This is a genomic window from Paenibacillus oralis (assembly GCF_003863965.1).
GTDB lineage: Bacteria > Bacillota > Bacilli > Paenibacillales > Paenibacillaceae > Fontibacillus > Fontibacillus oralis.
Window position 1 is genome coordinate 88,855 of sequence record NZ_RRCN01000001.1, and the last position, 21,407, is coordinate 110,261.

At 55.0% G+C, this 21,407-nt stretch carries 19 protein-coding genes; 8 read left to right on the plus strand and 11 right to left on the minus strand.

Annotated elements, in window-relative coordinates; all coding sequences use genetic code 11:
- The first annotated feature begins 20 nt into the window (after nt 1-20).
- On the plus strand, nt 21-587 hold the full coding sequence (locus tag EHV15_RS00405) for a phosphatidylglycerophosphatase A family protein (RefSeq protein ID WP_178075706.1): 567 nt from the start codon (nt 21-23) through the stop codon (nt 585-587).
- Between the two features lie 384 nt (nt 588-971).
- On the opposite strand, the gene EHV15_RS00410 is transcribed toward EHV15_RS00405, so the two are convergent.
- From EHV15_RS00410 to EHV15_RS00420, 3 genes are all read right to left on the minus strand, one after another.
- Nucleotides 972-1,973, minus strand: a complete 1,002-nt coding sequence (locus EHV15_RS00410; protein ID WP_128629537.1) for an MBL fold metallo-hydrolase — start codon at nt 1,971-1,973, stop codon at nt 972-974.
- Complete coding sequence (locus EHV15_RS00415) at nt 1,970-2,725, minus strand: class I SAM-dependent methyltransferase (protein ID WP_128629538.1); 756 nt, start codon at nt 2,723-2,725, stop codon at nt 1,970-1,972. The genes EHV15_RS00410 and EHV15_RS00415 overlap by 4 nt, the downstream gene beginning before the upstream one ends.
- Nucleotides 2,726-2,849: 124 nt before the next feature.
- Complete coding sequence (locus EHV15_RS00420; protein WP_128629539.1) at nt 2,850-4,094, minus strand: foldase protein PrsA; 1,245 nt, start codon at nt 4,092-4,094, stop codon at nt 2,850-2,852.
- A gap of 230 nt (nt 4,095-4,324) precedes the next feature.
- On the opposite strand from EHV15_RS00420, the gene EHV15_RS00425 reads away from it, so the two are divergent.
- The 3 genes from EHV15_RS00425 (at nt 4,325) to EHV15_RS00435 (ending at nt 8,085) form a co-directional block, all read left to right on the plus strand.
- Nucleotides 4,325-5,680, plus strand: a complete 1,356-nt coding sequence (locus EHV15_RS00425) for a dipeptidase (protein WP_128629540.1) — start codon at nt 4,325-4,327, stop codon at nt 5,678-5,680.
- Nucleotides 5,681-5,847: 167 nt separating this feature from the next.
- A complete protein-coding gene (locus EHV15_RS00430) occupies nt 5,848-6,780 on the plus strand; it encodes an ArsR/SmtB family transcription factor (protein ID WP_128629541.1) in 933 nt (310 codons plus the stop codon).
- Nucleotides 6,781-6,792: 12 nt separating this feature from the next.
- Nucleotides 6,793-8,085, plus strand: a complete 1,293-nt coding sequence (locus EHV15_RS00435; RefSeq protein ID WP_128629542.1) for an MFS transporter — start codon at nt 6,793-6,795, stop codon at nt 8,083-8,085.
- A 105-nt stretch (nt 8,086-8,190) separates the two neighbouring features.
- Here EHV15_RS00435 and EHV15_RS00440 read toward each other — a convergent pair whose 3' ends face one another.
- Both EHV15_RS00440 and EHV15_RS00445 read right to left on the minus strand, forming a co-directional pair.
- Nucleotides 8,191-8,415, minus strand: a complete 225-nt coding sequence (locus tag EHV15_RS00440; protein WP_009225122.1) for a helix-turn-helix domain-containing protein — start codon at nt 8,413-8,415, stop codon at nt 8,191-8,193.
- Nucleotides 8,416-8,704: 289 nt separating this feature from the next.
- Complete coding sequence (locus EHV15_RS00445) at nt 8,705-9,145, minus strand: MarR family winged helix-turn-helix transcriptional regulator (RefSeq protein ID WP_246061228.1); 441 nt, start codon at nt 9,143-9,145, stop codon at nt 8,705-8,707.
- Between the two features lie 223 nt (nt 9,146-9,368).
- On the opposite strand from EHV15_RS00445, the gene EHV15_RS00450 reads away from it, so the two are divergent.
- From EHV15_RS00450 to nagA, 3 genes are read left to right on the plus strand one after another with little or no spacing between them, the layout of a single operon-like run.
- Complete coding sequence (locus EHV15_RS00450; protein WP_128629543.1) at nt 9,369-10,238, plus strand: MurR/RpiR family transcriptional regulator; 870 nt, start codon at nt 9,369-9,371, stop codon at nt 10,236-10,238.
- A complete protein-coding gene (gene nagB / locus EHV15_RS00455) occupies nt 10,232-10,960 on the plus strand; it encodes a glucosamine-6-phosphate deaminase (RefSeq protein ID WP_128629544.1) in 729 nt (242 codons plus the stop codon). Before EHV15_RS00450 ends, nagB begins: the two co-directional genes overlap by 7 nt.
- Nucleotides 10,960-12,141, plus strand: coding sequence for an N-acetylglucosamine-6-phosphate deacetylase (gene nagA, locus EHV15_RS00460; protein WP_128629545.1), 1,182 nt, complete (start codon nt 10,960-10,962; stop codon nt 12,139-12,141). Before nagB ends, nagA begins: the two co-directional genes overlap by 1 nt.
- Before the next feature lie 577 nt (nt 12,142-12,718).
- Here the strand turns inward: nagA and EHV15_RS00465 are convergent.
- From EHV15_RS00465 to EHV15_RS00490, 6 genes are all read right to left on the minus strand, one after another.
- Entirely contained in the window at nt 12,719-13,855 is a 1,137-nt protein-coding gene (locus EHV15_RS00465) for a YhcN/YlaJ family sporulation lipoprotein (protein ID WP_128629546.1), read from the minus strand.
- Between the two features lie 23 nt (nt 13,856-13,878).
- A complete protein-coding gene (locus EHV15_RS00470; RefSeq protein WP_128629547.1) occupies nt 13,879-14,841 on the minus strand; it encodes an FG-GAP-like repeat-containing protein in 963 nt (320 codons plus the stop codon).
- Nucleotides 14,842-14,854: 13 nt separating this feature from the next.
- On the minus strand, nt 14,855-16,411 hold the full coding sequence (locus EHV15_RS00475; protein WP_128629548.1) for a glycosyltransferase: 1,557 nt from the start codon (nt 16,409-16,411) through the stop codon (nt 14,855-14,857).
- Between the two features lie 81 nt (nt 16,412-16,492).
- Nucleotides 16,493-16,993 carry a hypothetical protein gene (locus tag EHV15_RS00480; protein ID WP_128629549.1) on the minus strand — a complete coding sequence of 167 codons (501 nt, stop codon included), beginning with the start codon at nt 16,991-16,993 and terminating at the stop codon, nt 16,493-16,495.
- A gap of 409 nt (nt 16,994-17,402) precedes the next feature.
- The gene (locus tag EHV15_RS00485; protein ID WP_128629550.1) at nt 17,403-18,647 is read right to left on the minus strand and encodes a hypothetical protein; all 1,245 of its coding nucleotides are present in this window, start codon (nt 18,645-18,647) and stop codon (nt 17,403-17,405) included.
- A gap of 3 nt (nt 18,648-18,650) precedes the next feature.
- Nucleotides 18,651-19,880, minus strand: coding sequence for a glycosyltransferase family 4 protein (locus EHV15_RS00490; protein WP_128629551.1), 1,230 nt, complete (start codon nt 19,878-19,880; stop codon nt 18,651-18,653).
- 230 nt (nt 19,881-20,110) lie between these two features.
- Between EHV15_RS00490 and EHV15_RS00495 the strand changes: the two genes are divergently transcribed.
- Nucleotides 20,111-21,388, plus strand: a complete 1,278-nt coding sequence (locus tag EHV15_RS00495) for a nucleotide sugar dehydrogenase (RefSeq protein ID WP_128629552.1) — start codon at nt 20,111-20,113, stop codon at nt 21,386-21,388.
- The last annotated feature ends 19 nt before the right edge of the window (nt 21,389-21,407 follow it).

The window sequence follows — 21,407 nt, forward strand, 5'->3', positions numbered from 1 at the left end:
TGAATAGCGAGGGATAGTGTATGGGGATGGAACAACCGAAACATAAAGTGCCTTACAGTCTGAACAGCAAAAAAGTCGCCGACGCCACCAAGGTATGGCTGCACAAACGCGGCGTCACGATCGAACAAATCGCGGAACTGGTGCTATTTCTGCAGCAGAAATATTACCCGAACCTGACGATGGAAGAATGCGTACATAACGTGGAGCAGGTGCTGACCAAAAGGGAAGTGCAAAACGCGGTATTGACCGGCATTCAGCTCGATATCCTGGCCGAGCAGGGGCTGCTTATCCCCGAACTTCAGGAGATGATCGCGAACGACGAAAGCTTGTACGGCGTCGATGAAATTTTGGCTTTTTCGATCGTCAACGTTTACGGCAGCATCGGCTTTACCAACTACGGTTACGTGGACAAGCTGAAGCCGGGCATTTTGGAAAAGTTGAACGATAAAACCCTGGGGCCAATAAACACGTTCCTGGACGACATCGTCGGCGCCATCGCCGCTTCGGCGAGCAGCCGGATCGCCCACCGCAAGCAGGCGGAACGGGAGCGGGAACAGGGCGAGGAAGCGCTTGATGACGAGCGTTGATTCGGGGATTCGTAAGCCTTGATGTAATTGGGGAAAGCCGTGATTTACCGGCGGAGTTTACACTGAATCAGAGCGGAAGCTTTGGGTGGAAACATGTATCAACTGCAAAAGTGCATTCTATTTTCCGCAAATCTCCATTTTGGAGCGATTGAAATGCAAAAGTACATCTCTTTTAGGGCTATCCGATAAAAAAGTAACTTTTGGCCGGAAATGAACTGCACATTTGCAGTTGAGCCACCGGTTTCGAGGGTTTCGACAAAAACCGCCTGCACTTTTGCATTTCGTGGGATTTCCCCCTCTTCCTTATATCGCAAATGTGGCGGGAGTGGCGTATAGTTTCTTCCACTAATGTTAAAAAGCGGCCTATGGCCGCTTTTTGTATGATTATCGCACGGTAAGATGAAACTCCACCGCGGCTCCACCGCTTGTCCGCCGCTCCTCGGCGCGCCCGCGGCGAACCAGCTCGACCAGATGGGCCAGCGTTTCGGCCATGGCAAAGCGCATTTGATGGATGCCGAGATCGGTGCCGAACAGCGCGGCGCAAACCGCAAACCCGGTGTGCGGCCGCTGCCGCAGCAGCCCTTCGATGCGCGCCAGCCGCTCCTCGTGATGTCCCAGCAGCATGCGCACGCGTTCCCCGAAGTGCTCAAACGGATGGCGATGCCCCGGAAAAGCGATCTGCACCTCGTAGCTCCCAAACCGTTCGAGCGATGTGAGGAACGATTGCAGCGGCTGCGGGTCGCTGCCCGGGAGGCAGCTGATATTGGGGGAAATTTGCGGCAGCACCGCGTCTCCGCAAAACATCAGCTGGCGCTCCTGGTCGTAGAAGGACAGGTGGCCCGGGGCATGTCCCGCGCTTTCGACCGGCAGCCAGTATCGCCCGCCCATCATCACCGCTTCCCCTTCCTGGATAAAATCGACCTCGGGTGCCGGCGTCACCTGCGGGAAAAAGCTCTGCAGATGCGGCAGCAGTTGGTCGTTCCAAACGGGCGGCATGCCGTGACGCCGGAACAGACGGGGCAACTCCTCGTTCATGACGCTGTTCTTCCCCCACATCAGCCGCGTTTCTTCGTATGCGCGCCGGGACATGCGGACGGCCGCCCCGGTTATCGATTGCAAATATCCCGCCAGTCCGTAATGGTCGGGATGGTGATGGGTCACCACGATTTGCGCCACATCGCCAGCAGCGATGTCAAGCTGGCGCAGGGCGAGCGGCCATTCCCGCTCGGTTTCCGCGGTCCTCGGCCCCGGATCGATGATCGTGATCCCCTCCGGACCGCGCAGCACATAGCTGTTTACCCGGCGCAGCGGAGGGGCCATCGGCATGGGAACCCGGACGACACCTTCTTTTTCCCAGGTTTGAATTTCCGAAAGCATCGTCTTCATGGGCAGCTACCCGCCAAAATCATCCGCGGCGACGTTTCGGGATCATAAGCGTCTTCGCCGTAATCCCCATGGACTTGCTCCAGAATCAATCCGGCCTCTTGCAGCATAACGGCAAAATCCGCTTTCGAATACAGCTTGATCCGCTCCATATATTCCCTTGACCGTCCTCCGTCCGCACCCTCTCCCGCGCCATCCGCCTTCGTGATGGTGATATGCTTTTTGACATACCCGTCCTCGATGGCGCGCCGTTCGGTGATGAGCTGATCCCCGTCCACCCGTTCGGACCGGGGCACGAGTTGCGCCGCCGTATACGCCGGGTTCAAATAATCGATGATAAAGCCGCCCCCCGGCTTCAACATTCTCGCCACCTCCCGCAGCACCTGGACATGCTCGTGATCGTCGTGAAAATAACCGAAGGAAGTAAACAGGTTTACAACCGCATCAAAGCCGCCCGCGAGCGGCAGTTTTCTCATATCGGCCTTCATCCATTGCACGAGCCCTTTAGGATCGTTCCGTTTTGCCTCCCGCAGCAGCACCTCCGACAAATCGACCCCGGTGACCTCATAACCCGCTTCGGCGAAAGCGAGCGAATGCCGCCCCATGCCGCAGCATAAATCAAGCACTTTTGCCCCGGACGGCAGGTTCAGCCAGGCGATCAGCTTTTCCACCTCGCGCCGGGCTCCCCGTTGATCCCGATGTTTATACACGAGCAGATAATCTTCCCCGAAGCTGCGTTCATACCAATCCGACATCTCTTTAGCCTCCCATACAGCACCAGCCGATGCTGCGTTGCTCTAACATTATTATACTCGAAAAAAACCGCCGAAACGCTATCGCTTCGGCGGCTCCATCTAACAAACTTGCGACATTTTCATATTACTGCGCTGCAGGGGCGCTGTTCGCGTCCGTGAGCGTATTTGTAATCTTCGAGTTGCTGCGAAGGTTCTGCAGCCAGGTGGCCGACATTTGCGAAACCTGCTGGTTTACCAGCATTTTACGGACTTCTTCCTTCTTCTCTTCCAGCGTAGCCGTGTGCGCTTCCTTGCGGTCGGTTACCTTGATGACCTGATAACCCTCGCTCGTTTTCACCGGGTCGCTGATTTGATCTTTAGCCAACTTGAAGGCAGCGTCCTCAACGGCCGTTTCCTTCTGCCCGCGGGCAAAGAAATCGGTATCCCCGCCCTGCTCCTTCGTCGCCGTATCCAGCGATTTGCTCTTCGCCAGTTCCGCGAAATCCGCGCCTTCCTTCAGCTGTTTGATGATGTCCTTCGCTTCGGCTTCGGTCTTCACAAGGATGATGGATGCGCGAACCTGCTCCGGCGTATTGAAGGATTCTTTATATGTCTCAAACATCTCCTTGACTTGGTCGTCGGTGACTTTGACTTGCGGTTCAAGCAGTTTGGTCAGCTCCAGTGTCGTAACAAGCTGGTTCCGTAAATCTTCCATAGTCATGCCGGATTGAACAAGAGCCTGATTCAGCGCTTCCTCGGACCCGAACTGAGCTATATAGGTATCTTTGATTTCCGCGTCGATATCGGCGTCGGTGATCGTAATATTCTGTTTCTTGGCTTCCTGGTTTATCAGTTGCCGGTCGATCAGGCTGGAGAGCACCTGCTCGCCGCCTTGGGTCACCAATTCATTGTACAATTGGTCTTTCGTAATTTCCACGCCGTTGACCGTCGCGACCGCTTCGGCCTTCTTCGTCGCAAACGGCGGTTTGATCAGCACAACGATAAGCAGAACGGCCAGCACCAGCGAAATGATCGGCCAAAGCTTGCCCCCACTTGCTGTCTGCACCGGCGTTCCCTGCTCCGCAAGATCCTCGGCCTCCATCACCGGAACGTCCCCGCCACCATGTTCGCCGGCATCCTGCGCGGTATGCTGCGCGTCGAGAGCCGGGTCGTATTCCGCTTTCGTCAGCTCTACGGCGCCGCCCGTTGTTTTGTCCGCGCCTTCATGTTCCGGCTGCACTGCCGGTTCATCCGTGCCGCGGGCTTGTCCCTCAGCCTTACCGGCTGTTTCCGCTGTTTCCGCAGTTCCCTCCGTTTCTGTCGCTTCGTCCTCCGGCCTTGACGCCGTCCCGCCGGCAGCTTCAAGCTCCTTTTTCTCCTTGTCTTCCATATGTCTAGACTCCCTTCTTCGTATAGCGAACTTTTTTAACCATATTCTGACTTTAACAGAAATCATCGGGGAATACCTTAAATAAGGATAAAAAAACGGGAACGATTTTTAAGTTATTTTTAAGCTAACCGCGCAAATTGCTCCAAAATCTTGTTACCTTCATTCGTGTTCTTGGCAAAAAAGGTGTAGAATATACTGGTAAATCCAGTTCGGGAGGAACAAAAAAAACGATGGACTATCAATCTTATTTTAGCACGCACCGAGAACAACATTTAAACGAGCTGGGGGAATTGCTGAAAATCCCCAGCATTTCGGCGCTGTCCGAACATAAAGGCGATGTGCTGAAAGCGGCCGAATGGATCGCCGACGCGCTTCGCCGGGCCGGTATGGAAGGCGTGGAAATCCACCCGACCGCCGGACATCCCGTTGTTTACGCCGAGCATTTGCACGCTCCGGGCAAGCCGACTGTCCTGGTCTACGGGCATTACGACGTTCAACCGGTGGACCCGCTGAATCTGTGGGAGACGCCTCCGTTCGAGCCTTCGATCCGGAACGGCAAGCTGTACGCCCGCGGCGCCACCGATGATAAAGGGCAGGTGTTCATGCACATCAAAGCGGTCGAAGCGCTCCTCAAACAGGAGAAGCAACTGCCGGTCAATATCAAGTTTTGCGTTGAGGGCGAAGAAGAGGTCACCAGCCCGAATTTGCCTTCCTTCCTGGAAGCGAATCAGGAGAAGCTGGCGGCCGATTGCATTCTGATTTCCGATACCGCGCTGCTGGCCCCGGGCAAACCGGCGATCTGCATCGGCCTGCGCGGATTGTGCGCTCTGGAGATTTCCCTTCATACGGCCAATACCGATCTGCATTCGGGCACGTTTGGCGGCGGTGTGCCGAACGCTCTGCATGCGATGGTCTCTCTGCTCGCCTCCCTGCATGACGAGAAGGGCCGCATTACGGTGGAAGGATTTTATGAAGGGGTGCCCGAGCTGACCCCGGAATTGCGGGAGGAATTCGCCAAGCAGCAGTTTGACGAAGAGAAGTTGAAACGTGACCTCGGTTTGGAGACGCTGTACGGAGAAGAAGGGTATTCCTTCGTGGAACGGACAGGCGCCCGTCCAACGCTGGAACTCAACGGAGTGTGGGGCGGATTCCAAGGAGAGGGCACCAAAACGGTGCTGCCGAAGGAAGCCCACGCCAAAATCACCTGCCGGCTCGTCGGGGATCAGGACCCGCAGGCCACAATCGACCGGATCGAACGCCATCTGCGCGCGCATTTGCAGCCTGGCGCGACCTTGAGCGTTAAGGCTACCGAAAAAGCCCGCGCCTTCTCGATCGATCCGTCGGACCCGATGCTGCAAAAAGCGGCCGACGCCTACGCCGCCGTATACGGCACCCGCGCATTGTTCACCAAAGACGGCGGCTCGATTCCGATCGTCGAAACGTTGTCGCGCGTGTTGTCCGCCCCGGCCGTCATGATGGGCTTTGGGCTACCGGACGAAAACCTGCACGCCCCGAACGAGCATTTCAACTTGGAAAACTTCGACAAAGGGCTGCTGACGATCGTCCATTATCTGAAATCGCTGTAAGCCGAATATTAAAAAGAAGCTGTCCGAACCCGGACGGCTTTTTTATTTGTGACAATACGCGTCCTGATTGGAAATATTGACAAAATCTCCGCATTCGATTATTATAAAACAAATGTCATGTTCTATATTTATAGAACCAAAATCAAAGGAAGGAAACGTATATCGCGATGGATTATCAGGTCGAAGTGGATTTCGCCCCGATTTATGAGTGTGTGTCCAGCCTAACCGCTTTTTTTACCAAGCAAAACCATGGCGCCATAGATGGGGGGAAAACGTGGGTCCGGGAGGTTCAGGATCTGTTTGCTCCCGTGACCTTGCATAAAATGCGGGAAACCTACAAACTGCTCGGGGATTTCAGCCTTTCTCCGTTCATCTGGAGTTGTCCCGGTGCCCGTACGTCCGCCGCCTTTCTCGACTGGTTCGAAGGTTTGTCGACAGGCCAATTGTTCGACATTTCCGCCGATTGCGGGCAAACGGTACCGTCCAATCTGCCGGAGCTGCGTAATCTGGCCTCGGAAATGCTGCGGGAATGGGATTTGCGTTATTTTAGCCGCACCGATCCGGCCATTGTCGAAGGCTTGGAGCAAGCGGCCTTGTCCCTGAAGCCCCGAGTGAACGAAACGAACGGCATGGGGGTTTACGAGCAGGCCACAGGGGGGATGAGGCTGTATCCCAACGATACCCTGCGGCGGGCCGTTCTTATTCCCCAGTACCATTCCCGCCCGCTGGTTACTTCAAGCATTTTTGAGACGATCATTTTCACCAGCTACTCCTGCGATATTTTTCCGCCGGCGGAAGGATACCCGGCTCCTAGGCTGCTGCGGATCACCCGGGCGCTGTCGGATGAGACGCGGCTGCGCATTTTGCGACTGCTGACGCGCAAGCAGATGACTTTTACCGAAATTGTGCGCAAGATCGCTTTATCCAAAAGCACGATTCATTACCACCTGATCGCGCTCCGGGCGGCGGGGCTCGTCATCGTGCATATTCGCGCCAAAGGCGATGATTACAAATCCGTGGAATACAGCCTGCGCCGTGAAGCGCTGGACGATCTGCCTCTTCGCATCGGCGGCTATCTCGGGCCGGATGAAATCAAGTAAGGGGATGGTCGCGTGAAAAAACGCAGTTATTACGGGCTGCTGTCCACGATTGCTTTAAGCGGGTTTGGCGATGCCTTCGGCCTGCTCGCCATGGAATGGCTGGCCTACGAGATCACCGGGTCCAAGCTAACGATGGGTGCGCTGGCGCTTAGCTCCGGCATCCCTGAGCTGGTTTTGCGCCTCTTCGGTTCCCCGCTCACCGACCGGCTCCCGCGAGGCCGCTTGATGGCCGGTCTTGCGGCCACGCGCCTGCTCGCCATCGCGCTTCCCCTGGCCGCCGGTCTCATGGGCGGGCTACAGCTGTGGCAGTTGTTCCTGGCGGCAGGGCTTAGCGGCTCCTGCGCAGCCCTGTTTCAGCCTACAGCGATGGCGCTTGTGCCGGATGTAGCGGACAGCCGCAAACTGACGCGGGCCTTTGCCGTCATCGATGGATCCCGAAACGCGGCGGCCTTGGTTGGTCCCGCTTTGGCGGGAGCCACAGTGGCCGGTTTAGGGACGCTGGCAGCGCTTTGGATTAATGCCGTTTGCTATACGGCGGCCATTGTCATGCTTCTGTTTCTGCCGAAAAACCGCCATTCCGGTAACTCTCCGTCCAATGCTTCCAATGCCGGGATTGCCGGTTACTTGCGGGAAATCGCCGAAGGGTTCAGCTTCTACAGGCAATTTCCGGCGATGTTAACGGTCATGGGAATGGTCGCGGTCAGCAATATGAGCTCCATCGCCATCTGGACGATGATGGTCCCTTATGTCCGCGAAATATTGCAGCGGGATGCCGCCGCCATGGGCACGATGACAACAGCCGCCGCCCTCGGCACCTTAACCGGTCTCGCCATCATCTCCCTGCTTCGGGAAATCAAGCAGCGGCGGATGGCGATGATTTGCAGTCTGATGGCGATCGGCCTGTTCAATACGATCCTCGCACTGGCAAACAGCTACCCGGTCGCGCTGGCCGTGGTGTTTGCCGCCGGATTGTCCGGCCCGTTCTTCGGCTCGCTCAGCTCATCACTGCACGGCAAGCTCGTGCCCGGCCGCCTGCAGGGACGCGTGAACGCCATCCGGTTTCTGATCGGAGGCGGTTTGCAGCCTTTAGGCGCTTTTGTCGGGAGTGCAGTGGCTCAGCAATTTGGCCTGCAGGTTATGATTTTGGCCGCGGGCCTGCTCCCGATGCTCACCTCCTGCGCCGCACTGCTGCTTCCCGGGTTGAAGTCGCTGAACGGAGATTTGGCGGAGCTGGACATTGATGCTCCCGGAAGGGGAAACGGGGCAATAGGGGAAGAGAACGTTCGGATTCAAGGGGAGGGCTAGCAGGTACCAGCCCCGGCAAAACAAAAAAACCTCCTCTCCCTCCCGCTTCAATGACGGAATGAAAAAGAAGGTTTACGGTTTTCTGTTCATCCATATAGAATACCGTCAGATTTTTAGCTCCCCAAGCTTGATCAGCTCGACAACCGCCTGCGCGCGACCTTTGACATTCAATTTTTGCATGACATTGGAAATGTGGTTGCGTACGGTTTTCTCGCTGATAAACAGCTGTCCCGCGATGTCGCGCGTCGTTTTATCCTGCACGAGAAGCTCGAAAACCTCCCGCTCACGATGAGTCAACAGAAATTTGCTGTTACGATCGCTGCTCTTCAAAATGCGTCACCCCTCCTTGCTCGGGTTTTATGGTTTAACAAGGTTAAGGGATACAGTCAACACATCTTATGAAGAAACGGAGGCAATGGTGCGGTGCGGCGGTAAAATGGGCGCTGCCCTACTTGAAGGCATGGCGGCGTGAACCGCTTTGATCCAGCCCTGGTTAATTAAAATTTTAATTGAAAGCCGAAATCGATTTGACCGAAAAAGACCACGCCTGTCAGCGCATACAAAAAACCGCCGGATAAACCGTCCGACGGTCTTTTGTATCTCCTCTTCTTTGCTCCCTTTACTTGCTTTTGCCCGCTTTGCCTAATTTCTCTATAATCCCAAGCAGCACGTCCAATTCATGCCGTTCCAGCAGGGATAAATGGGATTTCAGCACTTCCCGGGACTTCTTCCGGGCTTCTTCGCATACCTCGGCGCCCCGCGTTGTCACCGACAGCAATACCGCTCTCCGGTCTTTTTCGTCATGCCGGCGCTCGACGTATCCGCTTTGCACGAGCCGGTCGATCATGACCGTGATGGCGCTGGGCTTCACCTCAAGCTTGTCCGCCAAATAGCTGACGTTGCACGTCTTTTGCCGGGCGATCAGCGACAACATATGAAACTGCGGTCCGGTCAAACCCAGCTCCTGATGATGCATCAGCTCGCTTTTCATTTTGCGGAACGTGCTCGACCAAGCGACTTCCATACGCTCGATGTACGCGTCGAGATCATCTTTTGACACAGGTATCTTTCCTCACCCCCACAGGGTCCAACCTATTGTAAGTGTATTATGCGGCCAGGCAAAATTCAAGGAAACTCTCTAGCTTTCGATAGCGGACGGCCTTGAAAACCGGGGAAAAATCCATTATGATGGAATCAAAATAATTTTCATGATATTTGTATATTATATAAAAATAATTTTCACAACGATAATATGAGCTCTATAAGATGAGGGGGAGGTCATTTTGACACCAATCCTGCACGCACTCTCCGGCCATTTGGACACGCTGCCGACGCAGGAGCGCAAACTCGGGGAATATATTTTGGAATCGCCCGCGGCTGTTCTCCATTTGGGCATAACGGAATTAGCCAATACGTGCGGAGTCAGCCCTTCGACCGTCACGCGTTTTTGCAAAACGTTTCATTTTAAAGGGTTCCCCGATTTTAAAATGAAGCTGGCCGGCGAGCTGGCGCATAAACCGGCGGACACGCAATATCAGGACATCATTGCCGGCAACGATCTGCAAAAAATCGTCGAAGCCATGGAAGCGAACCACCTCGCCTCCATTACCGACACCACCCGCTTGCTGGACATGAACCAGCTGGCCCAAGCGGTAAAGGCGCTGTGCGGCGCCAAACGCATCGATTTGTACGGCGTGGCCACCTCGTCGGTGGTGGCTCAGGACTTTTATCAAAAACTGATCCGCATCGGCAAAAACTGCACCGCTTTCGCCGATTCCCATATGCAGATCACCTCCGCTTCCTCACTGGGGGCGGGCGATGTCGCCCTGGCGATTTCCTATTCCGGGGAAACGCCGGAGACGATCGATGCGCTGCGCTGCGCCAAGGACAGCGGCGCGGTTACCCTGTCCTTGACGCAATACGGCCAAAACCGTCTGGCGACTTTGGCGGATATCGCGTTATTTTCTTCCTCCTTGGAGGAAGGTATGCGCCGGGGCGACATGGCATCGCGGATCGCCCAGCTGCATGTCATCGATATTTTATTTACGGGAATGGTCAGCCTGGAGTTTGAAGACTACATTCCCAAGCTGGAAAGTTCGTATCAAAACGTGCAAATTTACCGCAAAACTCAGGGAGGGCAAAACTTATGCTGAACATTATCAAAACGCACAATGAGGAGCATTTTAACGAAACCGGCGCGGGCATCATCACCAGCCTGCTGCAATCCAATCCGCGGGCGATTCTTGGCCTGGCGACCGGGAGCACTCCGGTCGGTGTTTACGGAAAATTGATCGAGCTTTACCGGAAGGGCAGCGTCAGCTTCAAGCAGGCCGCGACCTACAATCTCGACGAATACATCGGCCTTCCGGCCGATCATCCGGAAAGCTACCGCCGGTTCATGGATGAGAAACTGTTCAACCATATCGATATTTTGCCCGAAAACACCCATGTGCCATCCGGCGTGGAAGCCGATCCGCAAACAGCGGCCGAGGATTACTCGCGCCTGCTGGACGAGGCCGGCCAAATCGATTTGCAGTTGCTCGGCCTGGGCCACAACGGTCATATCGGCTTTAATGAGCCGGGCGAGGAGCTGCAGGGACCGCCGCATATCGTAAAGCTCGATGAGCGGACCCGTCTGGCTAATGCGCGGTTTTTCAACTCCATTGACGAGGTGCCGACGCATGCGATTACGATGGGGATCGGCTCCATTTTGCATGCCAAGCAAATTTTACTGATGGCCAAAGGCGAAGATAAAGCGGAAGTGATCGCCCGGGCGCTGAAAGGGCCGATTACGACAAAATGCCCGGCCTCGTTCCTGCAAACCCACTCCAACGTTGTTGTCGTCGTAGATCAAGCTGCCGGGAAGTGGTTATAATGAGCGGCCGGAATTTCATCCTGACCCATGGCGAAGTCGTAACGCCTCGCGGAATCATTCACGACGGGGCGGTTGTCGTTGAAAACGGGCTCATCGTTTATGTCGGTTCCGCGTCCGGCGCGCCGCTATCGCTCCCGGCCGGCTGCGAAACGATCGATGCGAGCGGCAATTACGTGCTGCCCGGCTTTATCGACGTTCACGTGCACGGCGGCATGCTCGAAGACTTTTCCACACCAAGCCAGCGCGGCTTTGATGCGATTACAAAGCTTCACTGCAGCCAAGGTACGACATCGATGCTGGCTACCACCATGACGATGCCGAAGCATGTGATCGAACACGTGCTGGACGAGGTGCATCGTTATATGCAGGGCGATATGCCTTACGCCCAGCTTGTTGGCGTTCATTTGGAAGGGCCGTTTATCAGCCCGAAATGGCCGGGAGCGCAAAATCCGGAACACATCGTGCCGCCGAACCGGGAATGGGTGGAAGCATGGGATACGCAGTATCCCGGACTGATCAAACAGGTAACGTTCGCGCCGGAACGGGAAGGCTCGCATGAGCTGATCCGCTATTTGCGCAAAAAAGGCATCGCGGCCGCCGCCGGACATACGGACGCAACCTACGAGGAAATGATGGCCGCATATGAAGTCGGATTAAACCACTCCGTGCATATGTTCAACGCCATGACGCCGCTCCATCACCGGAAACCCGGAACCGTAGGAGCTATACTCAGCGCGCCTGGCATCAGCGCGGAAATCATCGCCGACGGCATCCATGTACACCCTGCGGCAATCCGTTTGCTTACCAGCGTTAAAACCGGCAGCAACCTGATGCTGATCACGGACGCGATGTCGGCAGCCGGCCTCGGCGACGGCGAATACATGCTCGGCGATCTGCCGGTCGTCGTGAAGGACCGGGTTTGCACGCTAAAAGACAGCGAAGGTACGCTGGCCGGCAGTACGCTGACGATGATCCGCGGCTTCCGTTATTTGGTGCAGGAAGTCGGCTTGTCCGTGGAGCGGGTCTCCGAACTGGCCAGCGGCAATCCGGCCAAGCTGATCCGGATCGATCATTTGACTGGGTCCGTGGAGACCGGCAAGCAAGCCGATTTGCTGCTGGTAAGCGGCGATCTGGAGCTGCAGCAGGTCTGGGTGAAAGGGCGGCTGCTGAACGCTGATTAGTTAGAAGCTGCAAATAAAATAAACGTTTCAGCCCATTCGCAATTGCGGAGGAAATAATATTATTAGTTCGAGAATAAATAAATATAAAGAATAACCCGATGGGATCAACTGCAAAAGTGCATTCTATTTTCCGTAAATCACCATTTTAGAGCGATTGAAATGCAAAAGTACATCTCATTTAGGGCTACCCATAAAAAAGTAACTTTTGATCGGAAATGAACTGCACTTTTACATTTGAACCACCTGTTTCGAGGAATTTCGACGATAATCGCCTGCACTTTTGCACTTCGTGGGATTTCCCATTCCTTATATTGCAACGTGATGGGAGTAGCATATAGTTCTTTTCAATTTAGGATATTATAACTCCACTTTCGCATAACGAAAACCAACTTAAAAGCAGGTCGAACATGGGTTTGACCTACATGCCGCGCTGACAGAGATTGTGTTCAAATCGCTTTGTTATGCAATTCAAAATTGTGATTCGTTGCACAAGATGGCGCCTTCGAATAAGCATTAGTAAGCCCCCTTCGGCGAGGAAGGGGGCTGCTGCATGCATTGTGATTAGCCGGTTTCTCCTTTAACGGGTCGTACCGCCCGAAAAACCGCCGTTGGTGCCGGTGCGGAGACCACCGCGAGTTCCCATCGTGCCCGCTCCGGTGTTAGGACCTGTAGGTGTATATCCGTTCGGGCCGGTCATCGTTCCGGTGCGTCCCGGAAAAATCCGGTTGATCATCGCTTGGAAGTCGCCGATGACATTGTTCAGCGTCCCGCCTCCGCGCGATTGGGTAGCATAGTTCCCCATGTTGGTCACGAAGTCGGGGTTCCCGGAAACATACACGTTGCGGATATGAGGAGCCGTTTGCTTCACGGTATTGGCAATGCGGTTCTTGACGTCTTGAGGAACGTTATCGGTAACCGTGCCGTTCACATTGTAGCGGCCTGTACCCGTACCGTTAAAAGTTCCAACGCCGGTGCGTGGGCCGGTACCGTAAATCGCAGTCGTTCCTCCACCCCGGTTTACGCTGTTCATACCCATATTGCCGGTGCCATTGTACATGGTGCCGGGAACCGTTCCGGTTGTGCCATTTCCAGTACCGTATCCGGTTGTCCCATATCCGGGAGTTGTATTCCCGGTCGTCCCGGTTCCGGTGGTATTGGTTCCCATGCCGAACCAGTTGTTGTTGCGGGGGCCGAAAAGACCTCCGGTTGCGTTAGGCCCTGTCAGTCCTCGGGCAAGCCCGTTGTCCCCAGCGCCGCGAGTTCCGTAACCAGCGCCAAAGGGGCCGCCGGCATTCGTCGTTCCCGCACCGATGCCGGTAGCGCGCATGCCGTAAGCGTTTGTCTGGCCTGCCATGTTACCCCTAACGGCGTTATTGTTACCGTGAAGCGTAACAGCCACATACGCATCGCGATCCGTCACGACGACATGAGCCGTCTGCACATCGCCCAACTGGGCGACTTTATTGCTCAGCGCGGGGCTGTATCTCAAGGAGCGGATCCGTTGATCCTGACCGTTCCCCGCGCTTCGCGAAAACAGACGGTTCCCATCGGTAAGGGAGTTGACATCATAGTTCCGATTGGTGTTGTTCCGAACGCTTTGCGTCCGTACATTGTTCTTGGCTGTGCCGTCGCCGCAGCCCGCAATGCCGATCATACCGGCCAGCAATGCAGCGGACAACGACAAACTCACGATTTTACTTTTGGCTCCAGGCATGTAGTCATCCCCCATCAAATATTTTAATCGGTCCCCAGCTCCTGAAGTCCAAACCAGCCTTCCTTCTCCATCACCAGCTTACCTGAAACCAGATTATATACCGCAACCGCCCCGCCGCGGGTAAATTCTCCACCCGCTTTGGGCGAGCCGATGACCAGATCGGCGATGCCGTCCCCGTCGAGATCAAACGCAGCCACTTTGCGTCCGTGTTCGTCATAGCTTCGGTTTCCTCTGGATTCGAACATCGGGGCAGCCCCGCCGCGAAACACCAGTACGCGCCCGTTATGCGTCATGCCGGCGTCTGAGTAGAGCGGCGCGCTTACGATAAGCTCCGGCTTGCCGTCGCCGTCCAAATCTCCGGAAGCGAGAGAAAGGCCTAAGCCTTCCCTGTTTTTTCCTTCCCAGCTTTCCAGAATCGAGTGATCGCGGCCGGAAAAAACGGTCACCCGTCCATCCCGGTCAGTCCCGTTCGGGTCCAAATTATGCGAAGAAGCCGCCACATCCGTGATCCCGTCCTGGTTCCAATCCATAACGGCCAGCGCCGCTCCCATACGCGCGTAATCTTCTCCACCGTTCCACTTTTCCAACAGGTTCCCGGTACGCCCGGAGTAAATCGATACGGTTCCGCATTCCAGCAAAGAGCCTGCGCTTGCCCGCGGCGCTCCGACGATAATTTCCAGGTTCCCGTCGCCGTTGATATCCCCCAAAGCGACCGCGGCTCCGAAACAATCGCCGTAGCGTTCGCCCTGCAGCGTGAAAAGCGGCTTCAGATCATGCGAGTATACGTAAACTTTTCCACAGTAATAATGCGGAATCGGATTCACGCCGTCTTCGTCCTCAACATAGGTTGCCGTGCTCGCGGAAATGATCCATTCGTCCATTCCGTCCCCGTTGACGTCTCCGGCCAGCACCACATCGCCAAAGCGGTCATGCTCCCGTTCACCCTCGAGTCGCTTCCTTAAATAAAAAGGCAGCCGATTGCTCACATCATTCCCTCCTCTATAGCGAAATATCGATCAGTACTGATTCGGCCTGAAGGACGGTGATTTTGCGCGTCATCACCCCAGCCTGAGGGTGAGACAGCGCAAGTTCATAATTTCCCGGCTGAAGATCGCGGATTTCAAACCGTCCGTGGGTGCCGCTTACTGTACTCCGAAGAACGACGCCGGCCAAATCCAGCAAGTGAACAGGGATGTCCGGCAGCGTGTGCCCGGTCTCCGCATCGGCCACCGTTCCGGTTAAGATGGAAAAATTCCGTATATGGCCGGCCGCCAGGCGCGCATTCGTCCGGTAATCATCGCTTAACCTGGAAACAAAGTCCTGCCTTAACAGCGGCAGCGGCCGGCTGGCGGTTGCCTGCGCATAAACCTCCAGCGTTTGCCCGAGCATAGCTATATCGTTCCACACGGTTAACGCATGCTTCCGCGCTTCGGCAGACTGCTTTTCCCGGAGCCGGTCATCCTCCACCAGCCTTAGCAGCTTTTCGCATAAATCAACGGCATTTCCCGGTTTCGCCAGCAGCCCGTTGATCCCATCCTCGACCATTTCCTCGATCCCGCCGATTCGGGAAGCGACAACCGGTTTGCCCAGGCTATGCGCTTCAATGATCGTAAACGGCAAGTTATCCTGGAGCGAAGGAAGCACCACGATGTCAGCGCGGGAAATCAATTCCGGAACATCATGCCGCTTGCCCCAAAAGATAACATGCTCCTCAAGACCAAGCTCCTGCGTTTGCCGCTCCAAATCCTGGCGCATCACTCCGTCCCCAATCAGCCAGCAGACGACGTCGCTGCGCTGCTGTACGAGCAGCTTCATCGCGTCGATCAAATAAGTTTGCCCTTTAATGGCCACGAGGCGGGCAGGGCAGGCAATGATCATGTTTGGCCGGACCGAGGTAGACACCTTTAAGTTCATCTGCTGTATGCCTTGCCCGTCCCGGTACAATTCCTGGTTCAAGCCGTAAGGAATGATGCAAGCACGGGGATGCCGAATTCCGAACGTTGATAGTTTGCCAGACAACCAGCGGCTGGGCAAAATCAAACCATCCGGGGACATGGAGCCATAGTATTCTTCCAAAGACAGATAATGTTGTTCCAGCGGCGAGCGAGCCTGAATCTCGTTATTCGCCGCCCATTCGGTAGCCAGACAACCGTGAATCGTCGCCACCAGGGGAACACGCCCCGGCTTGGCCCTGCGTAATACAAAGGTAGAGATAATATCTTGCGTATGAATCAAATCATAGTCTTGCAAAGAGATCTCCTGGCAGGCCAGTTCAAAAGCGTATTTTTCGCTTTCCCTCCAGAGCATCCACGGGCTTAGCGGAATTTTCCGCCGCCGAAACCGCGATTTCACCGCCTCCTCCGCTTGCGGAAGAAAGTCTTGTTTCCGCAAGCGGAGCCCGCCGCGAACAAGATAATAATGAGAAAGGCCGGGATGCTGGGCAAGGATTTCCACCTCATGTCCGGCTTCCGTGAGCCGGGAACGAAGGATGTTCAAGTAGGTCGATACGCCGCCGATATGCGGAAACGGCCAATAGGTGGCCAACAATATGTTCAAGCAAGACCTCCTCCTTCTATAAGAGGTAGTTTAAAGAAAAACCACTAGACGTCATGTCTGGTGGTTTGAAATGACTCCCGTTTATTTTTGCAGGCTATCTTCCTCGTTATCATCGTATTCCTCCAACAGGTCTTCGAGGTCCATCTCCTCATCCAGCTCTTCAATGAGTTCTTTATCCACTTCTACCTCATAGACGGGTGGCTGAATTTGCACGGGGGCCGGCTTAATGACCACGGGCTCAGGAAGTTCGTGGAAATATACGCCGGCGTATTCCTCCTGGTACGCTTTGTGCTGGCCGGCTGGAATATACGGGGTGATATTGTCCCCCAGCAACCCGGTTCCGGGCCCTGTCCCCGGACCCGTTCCCGGACCGGTGAAAAGCCCCGAACCCGGAGCTTTATTCAGCCACATAAAAAACGGCTTCATTCTAAAAATCCCCCGCTTCTCCTGTTCTTCGAGATAAGCTACTTTTTCTTCATCCGACAGGTCGGAAGGAATCATCCCGTGATAGACAGGCGGAATTTTGGCCAGCATCGTTTGGAGAATCTGACTTGCATTTTCGCCTCCGTTTCTTCTGAACACGACATTCAACTCCTCTGCTATAATCTACTTCAAAATCTTGCTTGCTACGGTAGTCAGTATATTCCGGGGAAAAATAGAATGGTATGGACATCCGTTCGAATCAAAAAAAGAGGCGGTTCGATTAGTCTATAAGTTGAACTGTTGATAGAACGGATCAGGGCAGCCGTGTGAAATGTTCTTACGATCGCTGTTGTTCGCGGATTTCTATGATCAACTAAATTCGAATGCTGTAGAAATCCGCTCACAAAGGCGACCAAGCATATGCTTCCGAAGCAGCTTTCTTCCAGAAAGCTTTCAGTTTCTTCAGAATCATTTCACACTTTTGCCTAACTCGCTTTTTTCAGTAGTTCAACTTATATATAAGAACCAGCCTCAAGGGGAAAATATATAGTTTTAGAATAATAGTCTTCTACGATTCTTCGTTCGCGGCGCTGCCGCCTGGATTTGAAGGTTCACTCCCCCCATCCGCAGGCTCGGGGATGGACGGAGGCGAAACCTCGGCAGCCAACGCCTGAACCGTCTCCGGATGAAGAACCGAGCCGATCGATTCATCCGATTCGACCCTTCTCCACTCATTGCCCAATTCAACAGGCTCGGTACTGGACTGCAAAATATGAATGAAAGCGGGATCGGGAATCATGGTCTCTTCCAGCACGATGTTTAACTCCGGCGCGGCCGGGGCAGTCTGCGCTGGCACCTGCTCCTGCACTGGTAACTGCTCCTGCACTGGTAACTGCCCCTGTACTGGTGCCTCTATTGGTCCCTGTACTGGTGCCTCTATTGGTCCCTGTACTGGTGCCAGCACTGCCGTATTTTCGACCGGATTCACAATAAAAGCTACCGGGGCGATCGGCTCGACCGGATCGATCACAGCTAAGGGAACAGGGTTGCTGGGAACTTCGATCGCCGGCTCCGGAATAACTTCGGCCGCGGCGAACATTTCCTCCGGAACCGCCGCCCCTGCCGGGTCTGCCGCAACCACGGGTTCCGCCGGTTCCGGTTCGGGCGGCAGGACCTGCCAGATGGCCGTGTCCACGGCAACCGCTGCGGCTGCCGGCTCTTCCCCTATTCTCCAAGGTTCCGGCAGTTGAATCAAGTCCCGATGAGCTTGGGCGGTAAAAGGATGTCTTAACGTACCGGGAGGTTCCGCCAGCGGCGCCCCGGCAGCCACGATATTCCCGGCTGCCGGAACGGCGACGGGCTGATTCCCGGCGGCCCGCCCCCCTGCCGGCGCCGGCCCTTCGTGATCTCCCGCAGGTTTCGCCGGAGTCTGCCAGGGAGTCCCCGCCGTCTGTTTCGGCACCGCAGCCGGTTTCGCCCTGCTCCTTAGTGTGCCATGGCGGCGGCCTGCCCGCCGGCGGACAACACGCGCTAATTTCCGGTGGATTCTCCGCCGCTGTCCTCTAGCCCATCTTTTCCGTCTAGCCTTTCTTTTTCTCCAAGCCGCAAGTTTACGAGCCCTGAGCGATTTCCGTTTGGGCCGCTGCGCCGCAGGTTTTCGGCGCGTCTTCTCCACTTGAATTTCCTCTTTAGTTGCGATCCGTTTGACCGTGCCGAGTTCAATCAACCTTACCCGACCGCTTCGCCCCGCCGCAAGGGCCCGCTGCGGCCCAACCCTTCCCCGTCTCGGAGCAGGGGCTATGCTTGCCTCCATGCTTTATGCTCCCTCCCTATTCACAAACCGCCGTTTCGTAACCGCTTCATACACCTTTAACGTTTTCTTCATCATCGTCTCGATGGACCAGTGCTCCAGCCCCCACCGTTTGGCTTGCTCCCCAAGCCGGGTGCGCAGCCTATCGCTCTCCAGCACCCTGCGGAGGTTTTGGAACAGCGGCTCGCTCTGGCCGGCCGGCGACACAAGCCCGGTTTTGCCGTGCTTCACCATTTCCGGAATGCCGCCCGCATCCGATACGACCGCGGCTTTCCCGGCGATTTGCGCCTCCATAATGGAAAAGGGGAGATTATCCTGAAGGCTCGGAAGCACAAACACGTCGGCTTGGCTCAGCAGCTCCGGAACGTCTTGCCTTGGGCCCCAAAATTGCACATGCCCTTCCAATCCCAAACTCCGGACCTGCTCCCTTAGTTCGCTCTCCAGCGGCCCGTCGCCCAGCAGCCAGCATTCCCAATCCTCACGAACCCCTTTGAGCAGGGCCAGCGCTTCAATCAGATGCTTGTGGCCCTTCACCGGAACGAGTCTGGCCGGGCAGATCAGGATTCTTTTTTCGGAATGCGCCTGAGCTGCGGGAGCGGATGCCAGCCGCTTCTGGAACGCCTCGACGTCCATTCCATAGGGAATAACCTGCAAATGCTTGCCGGGTACGGCAAATTCGGACATGGAGAGCGCTTTGAGCCAGTCGGTAGGAACGATCGTGGCATCGCTGGAAATCGCTCCGTAAAACTCCTCCGCCGCTGCGTATTTCCAAGGCAGCGTGTCTTTCCCGGTGATTTCGCCGGAATAGATGAATTCCGTGGCCAAGCAACCGTGGATCGTGGCGATAAGCGGCGTCGTTTTGTTTTTGACGCGCCACAGCGCCCGGGTCGACACAATGTCCTGGGTGTGGATCAGGTCGTATTTTTGCAGCCCGAATACCGATGCCGCAGCCTCGAAGCAGTACCTTTCGATATCCCGCCACCGAATCCACGGATCGACATGCTGCATCTGCTGCTCGTAATAGGCGTACACCTGCTCATAGATGCGGTCTTTCACTTTCGATTTCACCAGCGTGCGCCCGTTGTTCGGCATGTAGTAATGCTGCATATCGGGATGGTGGGCAAAAATATCCACCCGGTGGCCGAGCCGCTCCAGCTCGCGCTTCAGCGTATCCACGTACGTCGAAACCCCGCCGACGTGCGGCAAATAAAAATAAGTGGTTAACAAAATATTCATGTCCCCAGCCCTTCCTTGTGGAACTCTGTATATCCTATGTACTCACCTAATCCGCCGTCAGGGACATTCAACCAATTTGCCGAAGGACAAGCACGTTTATTTTCTTCTATACGAATCTATTGAGCCGGCAGGATATTCTACCATTTTTTCTATCACGGGTACTTCTATCTATACCAATGAAAGGCTCTCTGAGTAGGATATAGCATCTACCAGAAAAGGAGTGAAAACCTATGAATCAGGCAAAAGCCAGCATCGCCGTCATCGGCCTCGGGTACGTCGGACTTCCGTTAGCTTCTCTGTTCCTGCAATACGGCCATACCGTTTACGGCATCGACGTGGATGCTAGTAAAATTGCCAAATTGAGAAACCTGCAAAGCTATCTATCCGATTTTACATCCAAAGAGATAAGAGCCATGTTCGCAGGGGGACGGTTCCATGTTAGCGATTCTTTCAGCGACATCAGCAAGGCGGACGCGGTCATTTTGTGCGTTCCTACCCCGCTGGACCGAAACTTTGAGCCGGATTTGACCTATGTACAGGGTGCCATGAAAAACGCCTTGCCCTATCTGAGAAAAGGCCAACTGGTCGTTTTGGAAAGCTCCACTTATCCCGGGACGACGGAGGAAGAGCTGTTGCCGATGATAGAGTCGACGGGGCTCGTCGTCGGGCAAACCGTATTTCTCGCCTATTCGCCGGAACGCATCGATCCCGGCCCCGATCAGAAGGAGCTGCATCTGATCCCTAAGGTGCTCGGGGGAGTTACCGAAAAATGCACGAAAACCGCAAAAGCCGTATACGAAAGCATTTTTGACCACGTCGTCGTCGTCTCTTCCCCGCGTGTCGCCGAGTTTACCAAGCTGCTCGAGAACTGCCAAAGACTGATCAACATCTCTTTTATGAACGAACTGGCCGTCCTGTGTGAAAAAATGAACATCAACCTGTGGGAGGCCATTGAGGCGGCCAGCACGAAACCTTACGGATTTACGCCTTATTATCCCGGGCCGGGAATCGGCGGCCACTGCATTCCGGTCGACCCGCTTTATTTGCAGTGGAAGGCGAAGCAGTACGGGAAAAATTCGAAATTTATCGAGCTGGCCCACCATGTTAACGAGTCGATGCCGGATTATGTCGTACAAAAGGTAAGCCAGCACTTGTCCGCCAACAAACCGCTCGCGGAATGCAAAGTATTCGCGCTGGGGGTGACCTACAAAAAAGACGTGAACGATCTGCGCGAATCGTCGGCGCTCCCGATTATTCAAAAGCTGATGGAAGCGGGCGTGACCGTGAATTTCCACGATCCTTATATCAACCGGATCGAAATCGGCGGGCGTTCCCTGAACGGCGTTTCCTTAACCAAACGGATCATTCAGCAGCACGACTGTGTGCTCATCCTAACGGACCACTCTTCAATCTCCTATGAAACTCTCGCATCTTTCTCCCATTTGGTATTCGACACCCGGAACGCCACCAAAAATATCGAGGCCCGCAAAAATATCATTGTAATCTAAATTCAGAGGTAACGAGGTG

Coding starts and splice junctions, on each gene's coding strand:
- EHV15_RS00430 (WP_128629541.1), top strand. CDS start 5,848: ATGGATTATCAGGTCGAAGTGGATTTCGCCCCGATTTATGAGTGTGTG.
- EHV15_RS00415 (WP_128629538.1), bottom strand. CDS start 2,725: ATGTCGGATTGGTATGAACGCAGCTTCGGGGAAGATTATCTGCTCGTG.
- nagA (WP_128629545.1), top strand. CDS start 10,960: ATGAGCGGCCGGAATTTCATCCTGACCCATGGCGAAGTCGTAACGCCT.
- EHV15_RS00465 (WP_128629546.1), bottom strand. CDS start 13,855: ATGCCTGGAGCCAAAAGTAAAATCGTGAGTTTGTCGTTGTCCGCTGCA.
- EHV15_RS00425 (WP_128629540.1), top strand. CDS start 4,325: ATGGACTATCAATCTTATTTTAGCACGCACCGAGAACAACATTTAAAC.
- EHV15_RS00490 (WP_128629551.1), bottom strand. CDS start 19,880: ATGAATATTTTGTTAACCACTTATTTTTATTTGCCGCACGTCGGCGGG.
- EHV15_RS00405 (WP_178075706.1), top strand. CDS start 21: ATGGGGATGGAACAACCGAAACATAAAGTGCCTTACAGTCTGAACAGC.
- nagB (WP_128629544.1), top strand. CDS start 10,232: ATGCTGAACATTATCAAAACGCACAATGAGGAGCATTTTAACGAAACC.
- EHV15_RS00410 (WP_128629537.1), bottom strand. CDS start 1,973: ATGAAGACGATGCTTTCGGAAATTCAAACCTGGGAAAAAGAAGGTGTC.
- EHV15_RS00420 (WP_128629539.1), bottom strand. CDS start 4,094: ATGGAAGACAAGGAGAAAAAGGAGCTTGAAGCTGCCGGCGGGACGGCG.
- EHV15_RS00485 (WP_128629550.1), bottom strand. CDS start 18,647: ATGGAGGCAAGCATAGCCCCTGCTCCGAGACGGGGAAGGGTTGGGCCG.
- EHV15_RS00495 (WP_128629552.1), top strand. CDS start 20,111: ATGAATCAGGCAAAAGCCAGCATCGCCGTCATCGGCCTCGGGTACGTC.